Source organism: Streptomyces sp. WAC04114 (assembly GCF_019733245.1).
GTDB lineage: Bacteria > Actinomycetota > Actinomycetes > Streptomycetales > Streptomycetaceae > Streptomyces > Streptomyces massasporeus_A.
Window position 1 is genome coordinate 1 of sequence record NZ_JAIGQA010000256.1, and the last position, 8,964, is coordinate 8,964.

General features: G+C 72.2%; 10 protein-coding genes, 2 tRNA genes and 1 pseudogene. 10 read left to right on the forward strand and 3 right to left on the reverse strand.

Annotation, left to right across the window (positions count from 1 at the left end; translation table 11 throughout):
• Window positions 1–165: 165 nt before the first annotated feature.
• Window positions 166–635 (reverse strand): annotated as a pseudogene (locus K4G64_RS36735) (collagen binding domain-containing protein); the annotation flags it as partial.
• A gap of 152 nt (window positions 636–787) precedes the next feature.
• On the opposite strand from K4G64_RS36735, the gene K4G64_RS36740 reads away from it, so the two are divergent.
• The gene (locus K4G64_RS36740; protein ID WP_030839769.1) at window positions 788–1,000 is read left to right on the forward strand and encodes a hypothetical protein; all 213 of its coding nucleotides are present in this window, start codon (window positions 788–790) and stop codon (window positions 998–1,000) included.
• Between the two features lie 31 nt (window positions 1,001–1,031).
• Here K4G64_RS36740 and K4G64_RS36745 read toward each other — a convergent pair whose 3' ends face one another.
• Window positions 1,032–1,688, reverse strand: a complete 657-nt coding sequence (locus tag K4G64_RS36745) for an NAD(P)H-binding protein (RefSeq protein WP_221760220.1) — start codon at window positions 1,686–1,688, stop codon at window positions 1,032–1,034.
• A 184-nt stretch (window positions 1,689–1,872) separates the two neighbouring features.
• A complete protein-coding gene (locus tag K4G64_RS36750; RefSeq protein ID WP_221760221.1) occupies window positions 1,873–3,141 on the reverse strand; it encodes an amidohydrolase family protein in 1,269 nt (422 codons plus the stop codon).
• Window positions 3,142–3,379: 238 nt separating this feature from the next.
• Here K4G64_RS36750 and K4G64_RS36755 point away from each other — a divergent pair.
• From K4G64_RS36755 to K4G64_RS36795, 9 genes are all read left to right on the forward strand, one after another.
• A tRNA-Thr gene (locus tag K4G64_RS36755) sits at window positions 3,380–3,452 on the forward strand.
• A 47-nt stretch (window positions 3,453–3,499) separates the two neighbouring features.
• Window positions 3,500–3,572, forward strand: a tRNA-Met gene (locus K4G64_RS36760).
• A gap of 90 nt (window positions 3,573–3,662) precedes the next feature.
• Complete coding sequence (rpmG, locus tag K4G64_RS36765; protein WP_003948671.1) at window positions 3,663–3,827, forward strand: 50S ribosomal protein L33; 165 nt, start codon at window positions 3,663–3,665, stop codon at window positions 3,825–3,827.
• Window positions 3,828–3,927: 100 nt separating this feature from the next.
• The gene (locus K4G64_RS36770) at window positions 3,928–4,380 is read left to right on the forward strand and encodes a MaoC family dehydratase N-terminal domain-containing protein (RefSeq protein WP_221760222.1); all 453 of its coding nucleotides are present in this window, start codon (window positions 3,928–3,930) and stop codon (window positions 4,378–4,380) included.
• 8 nt (window positions 4,381–4,388) lie between these two features.
• Complete coding sequence (locus tag K4G64_RS36775; RefSeq protein ID WP_221760227.1) at window positions 4,389–4,817, forward strand: MaoC family dehydratase; 429 nt, start codon at window positions 4,389–4,391, stop codon at window positions 4,815–4,817.
• 137 nt (window positions 4,818–4,954) lie between these two features.
• Window positions 4,955–5,509 (forward strand): TetR/AcrR family transcriptional regulator, encoded by a 555-nt coding sequence (locus tag K4G64_RS36780; protein ID WP_221760223.1) that lies wholly within the window; start codon window positions 4,955–4,957, stop codon window positions 5,507–5,509.
• Window positions 5,510–5,626: 117 nt separating this feature from the next.
• Window positions 5,627–7,063, forward strand: coding sequence for an MFS transporter (locus tag K4G64_RS36785; RefSeq protein ID WP_221760224.1), 1,437 nt, complete (start codon window positions 5,627–5,629; stop codon window positions 7,061–7,063).
• Window positions 7,064–7,093: 30 nt separating this feature from the next.
• Complete coding sequence (locus K4G64_RS36790; protein ID WP_221760225.1) at window positions 7,094–7,474, forward strand: DUF3291 domain-containing protein; 381 nt, start codon at window positions 7,094–7,096, stop codon at window positions 7,472–7,474.
• A gap of 96 nt (window positions 7,475–7,570) precedes the next feature.
• On the forward strand, window positions 7,571–8,626 hold the full coding sequence (locus K4G64_RS36795; protein WP_221760226.1) for a UDP-N-acetylmuramate dehydrogenase: 1,056 nt from the start codon (window positions 7,571–7,573) through the stop codon (window positions 8,624–8,626).
• The last annotated feature ends 338 nt before the right edge of the window (window positions 8,627–8,964 follow it).

Here is an 8,964-nt window from a genome sequence, read left to right on the forward strand (position 1 = left end):
CTCCAACGGCGCCTCTCGGGCCCGGTGACACCACCCCCCAGGTCATCGGTTCGACAGGGGGGAACAGTCATGCCGGGCCCGGAGGCCAGCGGCCCTCTTGCAGGACCGCGAAGAACATAACGGGGGGGGGGAGCCAGTCGCGATGACCGTGCACGCGCCGGTCTACGCGCCGGTGTCCAGGTCGGAGAAAGCGTACGCACCGTCGGGGCCGATCCGCGTCGCGGCGATCACGTTGCCCGCCGCGTCCACCAGCGTCACACGCGCGTCGCTCAGCGGCGCGCCCCCGCCGCGCACCGTGCCTCGCACCTGCGCGCCGGGCCGCAGGCCGAGTTCGACCCGGGTGGTCCCGGCCGCGCCGATCTCGACGACCTGGGCCAGGGGCCGGTGCTTGGGGGAGTTGACCGCGAGGGGCACCGGCCCCGGCACGAGGTCGGTGACCGTGAACTCGCCCAGACGTCCGGCCGTCGGGTGGCAGGCACCTCCCCGCGTACGTCCGTCACGATGACCACGGCCCCGGCGACCGGTGTCCCGCCGTCCGTGGACCGCACCACATCGGCGAGGCCGCTGGTGCCGCTCAGCAGCACGTCGTACGCCACCGATTCACCGGCCACGACGATCGTGGAGGCCTGCGGCTGCCCGTAGGGACGTCAAGGGACAGCGCGACCCGACCGCGCCAGGTCCAATTGATTGACTTAAGTAACCGGATCGCGGGTGATGCGGCGCCCTGCACAGGGGCGGCTCGCAGGGGAGAGGCATGTCCGGCCCCGCCGCGCGGCACACTTGCCCCATGTCCTCCCGCCGCAGAGTCTGCCCCGAGTGCCGCCGCGAGATCGCCGTCGTCGCCGGGCGGTACGCGCGCCACGACCCGCCCGGCGCCCGTGAGCACGGCGAACTCACCTCATGCCCCGGCTCCCGCCGCCAGGCCCGCCCGGGCCCCGAACAGCCCTCGCTGGACGGCTACACGGTCCCGGACTTCCCCGGCCAACTGCCCCTGTTCTAGGCCGGCCCGACCGGGCGACCGGCCACCGGCGTCAGTTCCCCGCCACCGACTTCACCGCCACCGACACCGGCGTCGACCCGCTGATCAGCTCCAGAGTGAGCCCGGCCGTCGCGGAGGTGTCCACCAGCTCCGCGAGTACGGCGGCCACGTCGTCGCGCGGGATCGGGCCGCGGCCCGTACGCGCCTCCAGGCGGACCAGGCCGGTGCCGGCGTCGTCGGTGAGCTGGCCGGGGCGCAGGACCGTCCAGTCCAGGGCGTCGAGGCCGCGCACGTATGCGTCCGCCTCGCCCTTGGCGCGCAGATACACGTCGAAGATCTCGTCCCCCTGGTGGCGCGGGTCGGCGCCCATGGACGACACGATCACGAAGCGCCGTACGCCCGCCTGCACCGCCGCGTCCGCGAAGAGGACGGCCGCGGCCTTGTCCACCGTTTCCTTGCGGGCCACCCCGCTGCCCGGGCCCGCGCCCGCCGCGAAGACCGCCGCGTCGGCGCCCCTGAGCCGCTCCGCGACCTCGTCCACGGACGCCGACTCCAGGTCGAGCACGACCGGTTCGGCACCGGCCTCCCGCAGATCTTCGGCCTGCTCGGCTTTGCGGATGATCCCCGCGACCTCGTCCCCGCGCGCGGCGAGCAGCCGCTCCAGCCGCAACGCGATCTGACCATGACCACCAGCGATGACAATGCGCATGCCTTCGACCGTACGCCTGGACACCACCACCCGCCGCACGACTTCGCCCGCACCACGCCGCAGGCCCCACGGCACTCCGCCCCGCTCCCGCCGCAGCCGCTACGACGGTTCTCCCATTCCCGCTCCCGCCGCAGCAGCTACGACGCTGCTCCGATTTCCCCCCGCTCCCGTCCCCGCTCCCGCCCTACGGCACGTCACCCCGCCCCTGCCGCGGCAGCCCCAGCTCCGCCGAAGTCGCCGAAGTCGCCGAACTGCAGTACTCCCGCACCGCGCTGGTCCGCGCCACCACGCGCCCCTGGTGCACGACGATCCGGCTGTACGCCAGCGACAGCACCCCCGCGAGCCGCTCCCCGCGCACCGCGAGCAACTCGGCCGGGAATCCCGCCTCCACCCGCACCTCGGGCAGCCCCAGCACCTCCCGCGCCGACGTGCTCACCGCGTCGTAGGCCTCCTCGGGCGGCAAGCCGTAGCGCGAGGCCAGCAGGAAGGCCGCCTCCAGCGGGTCGCCGCGCCCCACCGGGTTGGACACGTCCCGCAGCGCCCCGCTCCCGGCGGCCACCCGCACTCCGGCCGCGCGCAGCAGCCGTACCGGAGCCGCCCCCCGACGGTCGACGCCGCCGCAGCCGCTCTGCGGCAGGCACACCACCGCCACTCCGGCCGCCGCGAGTTGGTCGGCCGTCCGCGAGGCCACCTCGGAGGGGAGCCGGCCGAGGTCGCCGCACGGGCTGAGGGTCACGCCGGGGCGCAGCCCGCCCGCCATCGCAGCGAGCCGGGCCAGCCGGGCCGGGTCTCCGGCGTCGGTGTGCAGGTCGACGGGGCAGCCGTGTTCGGAGGCCAGCTCGAGGACTGCCTCCACGTACCCCGTGGGATCCGGGTCGAGGTCCGGCCGCCCGCCCACCACCGAGGCGCCCATCTTCACCGCGTCCCGCAGCATCGCCAGTCCGTCGGCGCCGGCGACCCCGGTCAGCACCCGGGGCATCGCCACCGTCGTCAGCTCCGCCAGCCCGCGCAGGGCTCGGCGCGCCTGCAGCACGGCCGTCAGCGCGCCCAGCCCATGGACGTCCCCCACGCGCACGTGCGCCCGCATCGCCGTCGCGCCGTGCCCGAGCTGGAGCAGCGCGGCCTCCGTCGCCCGGCGCTGCACGGCCTGCGGCTCGTAGGAGACAGGACCCTCGGCGTCGGCCGACAGGGCGGTGTCGGCGTGGGCGTGCGGCTCGGCCGGGGCCGGCAGCAGCAGATAGCCGCCGAGGTCCACCCGCGCTCGGCACGCTCGCGTGCCGCCCGCTCCCAGGCTGCCGGCCGTGCCGACCGCCTCGATGCGCCCGCCGCCCAGCCGCACGTCCACGGTCCGGCCGTCGGTGAGCCGCGCACCGCACAGCAGCAGCGAGGACGGGTCCGCCGGGCCGGGCGAGGACGACGGGGGCGGTGGGGGCTGCGGCCGGCTGTCGGGCATCGCACTCCAGGGGCTCGGGCTGCGCGCGGGAGGACGCGTGATCACGCAGAGTGAGACGAGCCTAGGACGGCCTCCCGTCCGTGGCCGGGAGGAGCGCAATAGTCGTACCGGCGTGGTCCGCTCGCGGGGCGGGAGGCGCCTCACGGGGCTGACGGGAGGACGGGCCGGGCGCCCGGGGTGGGTGCCTCGAAACGGATTTGGGTGAACGGCGGCGGAGCGTGTAATGTCTTCATCGCTCGCCCCAATAGCTCAGTCGGCAGAGCGTCTCCATGGTAAGGAGAAGGTCAACGGTTCGATTCCGTTTTGGGGCTCTGGTGTGACTGGCTCCCGTCGCGAGGCGGGGTCCGGACCACATCAAAGCGGTGTAGCTCAGTCGGTAGAGCAAGCGGCTCATAATCGCTGTGTCACCGGTTCAAGTCCGGTCACCGCTACTGACAGTAGCCGATTGCGGGGTCGGTCCTTCGATCGGCTACTCTTTCTTGCGTTGAATCAGTCCATCCGTTCGTCTTAGGAGCACTCACGTGGCTGCCACCGACGTCCGCCCGAAGATCACGCTGGCCTGCGTGGAGTGCAAGGAGCGGAACTACATCACCAAGAAGAACCGGCGTAACAACCCGGATCGTCTCGAGATGAAGAAGCACTGCCCGCGTTGCAACGCGCACACCGCGCACCGCGAAACGCGATAATTCAGGCTCGTACACGAGGCCGTTCCCGAGAGATCGGGGGCGGCCTCGCGTCGTTGAGGGACCCGTACCGGTCAGTAGAGCTACCAGGAGGTACCGAGCCATGGCGCTCGACCAGTCCTTCGTGGGGCGGACGTACCCGCCCACCGCGCCCTACGAGGTGGGCCGGGAGAAGATCCGCGAGTTCGCTGAGGCGGTCGGGGACGCCAACCCGGCGTACACGGACGCGGAGGCCGCCAAGGCACTCGGTCACCCCGATGTGATCGCCCCGCTGACCTTCGTCTTCGCGATCACCTTCCAGGCCGCCGGTGAGGTCGTCCAGGACCCGCAGCTCGGCCTCGACTACAGCCGTGTGGTGCACGGCGACCAGAAGTTCGCCTACCGCCGCCCGGTCCGCGCCGGCGACCGGCTCACGGTCACCTCGACGATCGAGGCGATCAAGTCCCTCGCGGGCAACGACATCGTCGACATCCGCGGCGAGGTGCACGACGAGGCCGGCGAGCACGTCGTGACCGCCTGGACCAAGCTCGTGGCCCGCGCGGCCGAGGAGGCGTGAGCGACCCCATGACCGCGAAGATCTCCTACGCCGACGTCGAGGTCGGCACCGAACTGCCCGCGCAGACCTTCCCCGTGACCCGCGACACCCTCGTCCGGTACGCGGGCGCTTCCGGCGACTTCAATCCGATCCACTGGAACGAGAAGTTCGCCAAGGAGGTCGGCCTGCCCGACGTCATCGCGCACGGCATGTTCACCATGGCCGAAGCGATCCGTGTGGTCACCGACTGGACCGGCGACCCGGGCGCGGTCGTCGAGTACGGCGTCCGCTTCACCAAGCCCGTCGTCGTCCCGAACGACGATCAGGGCGCCGTGATCGAGGTGGCCGGCAAGGTCGCCGCCCTGCTCGACGACAACACCGTCCGCGTGGACCTGACCGCGACCTGCGCCGGGCAGAAGGTCCTGGGCATGTCCAGGGCCGTCGTACGACTGGCCTGACACGGCCGTAAAACGCGATGTGAGGGGCGCTCTCCTGGACGGGGCGCCCCTTACGCGTGGAGTGGCTCCCCCTGGCACCCGGGCACGCGCAGGCGATCGCTTGACATAGTTAGTGATTGAGCACTAACTTCGATTGCATGGCAAGGATGAGTGCGGAAGAGCGGCGTGAGAGCGTCATCCGGGCGGCGACGACGGAGTTCGCCCGCGGTGGCTACCACGGCACGTCGACCGAGGCGATCGCCCGCCGGGTCGGCGTCTCGCAGCCGTATCTCTTCCGCCTGTTCCCGGGCAAGAAGGCGATCTTCCTGGCGGCGGCCGAGCGGTGCGTCGAGGACACCATCCGGATGTTCGCGGAGGCGGCCGAGGGGCTGGAGGGCGAAGAGGCCCGCCACGCCATGGGCGGTGCGTACGTCGAGGCCATCTCCGAACAGCCCGAGCGGCTGATGATGCAGATGCAGATGTACCTCGCCGTGGCGGCAGCCGAGGAGGAGGGGGACCGCGAGTTCGGCGAAGCCGTGCGCACGGGCTGGATGCGACTGTGGGACACCATCCACCTGCCGCTCGGCGCCGACGCGCATGAGACGACGACGTTCCTCGCCCAGGGCATGCTCATCAACTGCCTGGTGGCCATGGGCTTCCCGGCCGATCACCGGGTCTGGGCGGGACTGAGTCCGTCGGAGCCCGACGGCTGACACGTCAGGGCGAGGAGGCAGGGGCCCCTTCATGAGCTCTTGTATGACCTCTTTCATGACCTCGAAAGTTAGTAATCAATAACTAATCGATCACGGCACACACTCCATGGGGGAGCGATGTCACAACAGACCGCACGTCGCGGGGGAGCCGCCTGGGCCCTCGTCATCACCAGCGTCGCCGGATTCATGGCGGCCCTCGACAATCTCGTCGTCACCACCGCCTTGCCCTCCATCCGCGAGGACCTCGGCGGCGGCCTGCACGACCTGGAATGGACCGTGAGCGCCTACACGCTCACCTTCGCGGTCCTGCTGATGTTCGGCGCGGCCCTCGGCGACCGCTTCGGCCGCCGCCGGCTGTTCATCGCCGGACTCGCCGTCTTCACCGGCGCCTCCGCCACCGCGGCCATGGCACCCGGCATCGACTCCCTCATCGCCGCCCGCGCGATCCAGGGCGTCGGCGCGGCCGTGATGATGCCACTGACGCTCACCCTGCTGACCGCCGCCGTGCCCGTCGCCAAGCGCGGCATGGCGTACGGCATCTGGGGCGCCGTCAACGGACTCGCCGTCGCCTCGGGGCCGCTCGTCGGCGGCACCCTCACCGAACACATCTCCTGGCAGTGGATCTTCTGGCTGAACGTCCCGCTGGGCCTGGCCCTGCTGCCGCTCGCGCGGCTGCGCCTCGCCGAGTCCCACGGCACCGGAGCCCCGCTCGACGTCCCCGGCACCCTGCTCGCCAGCGGCGGCCTCTTCGGCATCGTCTACGGCCTGGTCCGCGGCCCCGTCGACGGCTGGACCGGATCCCTCGTGCTGACGGGCCTGTTCGCGGGCTCCGCACTGCTCGCCGGCTTCATCCTCTACAGCACCCGCGCCAAGAACCCCATGCTCCCGATGCGGCTGTTCCGCTCCCGCGCCTTCGCCGGCATCAACGCGGCGAGCCTGCTGATGTTCCTCGGCATGTTCGGCTCGATCTTCCTGCTCAGCCAGTACATGCAGGGCGTCCTCGGCTACTCGCCCACCGAGGCGGGCCTCAGGATGCTGCCCTGGACCGGCATGCCGATGCTGGTCGCCCCCATCGCCGGCATCCTGGCCGACCGCATCGGCGGCCGCCCGGTCGTCGCCACGGGCCTCTTCCTGCAGGCCCTCGGCCTCGGCTACATGGCGGTGGTGGCCACGACCGACGCCTCCTACGGCTCGCAGCTGCCCGCCCTGATCGTCAGCGGCATCGGCATGGCGCTGTACTTCGCCCCCGCCTCGCACCTGGTGATGTCCAGCGTGCGGCCGTCGGAGCAGGGCATCGCCTCCGGGGCCAACAACGCGCTGCGCGAGGTGGGCGGGGCGCTCGGCATCGCCGTCATGGCGTCGATCTTCGCCGCCCAGGGCGGTTACGAGACCGGCCAGACCTTCGTCGACGGCATGCGGCCCGCCCTGGTGACGGGCTCCGCGGTGGTCGCCCTCGCCGGCATCGCCGCCCTGCTGATACCGACCCGGCGGCGTGCGGAGCGGCAGGAGGACCCGGCCGAGCCGGCACCGGTGCTGGAGACGGCCGCTCACTGACCCCGAAGGACCCGAACAAGGAGAAGTGGCATGCCCACCCTTCCCTGGACCGTCCCGAACACCCCGCCCCGTGACACCGAGGTGCACGTCTTCGCCTCCCGCTTCGAGACCCGCACGCTGTGGGGAGCCCTGAAGTTCCTCGCCGGGACGCCCGCCGTCTGGCGGCAGATCCGCCGCAGCCCCGGCGCCTACGGGGCCACCCTGAGGGCGAAGCCGTTGAAGCGGACCTTCTGGACCCTGTCGGCCTGGGAGTCCAAGGACGCGCTCCACGCCTTCGTCCGCGCGGGCGCCCACGGCCCCTCCTCCCAAGGCCTCGCCCCGCAGATGAGGGACTCGGCCTTCACCACCTGGCAGGCGAGCAGCGAGGACCTCCCGATCTCCTGGTCCGAGGCACTCCGCCGCCTGCCCTGACAGCCCACGCGCGCGTGCGGTCCCGCTCCCCCCGCGGAACGGGGCCGCACGCACGCGTGCCCGACCCCGTCAGTGCCGTCTCGTACTCTTGAGCCCGTGCAGGAACTCCACGACGCCCCCCTCGCCCCGCTGACGACCTTCCGGCTGGGCGGCCCCGCGACCCGGCTGGTCACCGCGACGACGGACGACGAGGTGATCGCCGCCGTCCGGGAAGCCGAGGAGGCGGGCACCCCGCTGCTGCTCATCGGCGGCGGCTCGAACCTGGTCATCGGCGACAAGGGCTTCGAGGGCACCGCCCTCGTCCTCGCCACCAAGGGCTACTCCCTCGACGGCACGAACCTGGAGCTCGCGGCCGGCGAGGTCTGGACCGACGCCGTCGCCCGCACTGTGGAGGCGGGCCTGGCCGGCATCGAGTGCCTGGCCGGCATCCCCGGCTCGGCGGGCGCGACCCCCATCCAGAACGTCGGGGCCTACGGCCAGGAGGTCTCCTCGACGATCACCGAGGTCGTCGCCTACGATCGCCGCACCGGTGAGACGGTCACCCTGGCCAACGAGGACTGCGCCTTCTCCTACCGCCACAGCCGCTTCAAGTCCGACCCCGAGCGGTACGTGGTCCTGCGCGTGCGCTTCTCCCTGGAGGACGCCGAGGGCCTCTCCGCGCCCCTGCGCTACGCCGAGACCGCCCGGGCCCTCGGGGTGGAAGCGGGCGACCGCGTCCCCCTCGCCTCGGCCCGCGAGACGGTGCTCAAGCTGCGAGCCGGCAAGGGCATGGTCCTCGACCCAGAGGACCACGACACCTGGTCGGCCGGCTCCTTCTTCACCAACCCGATCCTCACGGACACGGACTTCGAGACGTTCCGCGCCCGCGTCCGCGACCGGCTTGGCGACGGGGTGGAGCCCCCGGCATACCCGGCCGGTGAGGGCCGTACCAAGACCTCCGCGGCCTGGCTGATCGACAAGTCCGGCTTCACCAAGGGCTACGGCGACGGTCCGGCCCGCATCTCCACGAAGCACACGCTGGCACTCACGAACCGGGGGAGTGCGACCACCGAGGATCTCCTCGCCCTGGCCCGCGAGGTCGTGGCCGGGGTCCACGAGGCCTTCGGAATCACCCTGGTCAACGAGCCGGTGACGGTCGGAGTCAGCCTGTAGACACCCGGCGCCGGTTTCGAGGCCGGGTGGGCACGCGACCCTGCGTAGCGGGTCCTCGGCGTGGGTGCTGAGGCCGGGTGGGGCCGCAGCCCGGCGCAGCGGGGTGCCGCTGCGCCCACCCTCCCCCAAGCTCTCGGCTTCGCTCGAGCAGGGGGACCCCCATCGCCCCCAGCGGCACGCATGCCCGCAGCTAGGCGCGCCCGCACCCGCCGTCGTACGCAAGGGGTCGTGTCGGGGGGTGTCCGCCCGCAGCGGTTGGCGCGTCAACGGACAGTCAGTCGGTACGGCGCCCCATCGCGCCGTTCCGAGGACGGACACCCCCCGGCGCGGCCCCGACC

Coding starts and splice junctions, on each gene's coding strand:
- K4G64_RS36740 (WP_030839769.1), top strand. CDS start 788: ATGTCCTCCCGCCGCAGAGTCTGCCCCGAGTGCCGCCGCGAGATCGCC.
- K4G64_RS36745 (WP_221760220.1), bottom strand. CDS start 1,688: ATGCGCATTGTCATCGCTGGTGGTCATGGTCAGATCGCGTTGCGGCTG.
- K4G64_RS36750 (WP_221760221.1), bottom strand. CDS start 3,141: ATGCCCGACAGCCGGCCGCAGCCCCCACCGCCCCCGTCGTCCTCGCCC.
- K4G64_RS36770 (WP_221760222.1), top strand. CDS start 3,928: ATGGCGCTCGACCAGTCCTTCGTGGGGCGGACGTACCCGCCCACCGCG.
- K4G64_RS36775 (WP_221760227.1), top strand. CDS start 4,389: ATGACCGCGAAGATCTCCTACGCCGACGTCGAGGTCGGCACCGAACTG.
- K4G64_RS36780 (WP_221760223.1), top strand. CDS start 4,955: ATGGCAAGGATGAGTGCGGAAGAGCGGCGTGAGAGCGTCATCCGGGCG.
- K4G64_RS36785 (WP_221760224.1), top strand. CDS start 5,627: ATGTCACAACAGACCGCACGTCGCGGGGGAGCCGCCTGGGCCCTCGTC.
- K4G64_RS36790 (WP_221760225.1), top strand. CDS start 7,094: ATGCCCACCCTTCCCTGGACCGTCCCGAACACCCCGCCCCGTGACACC.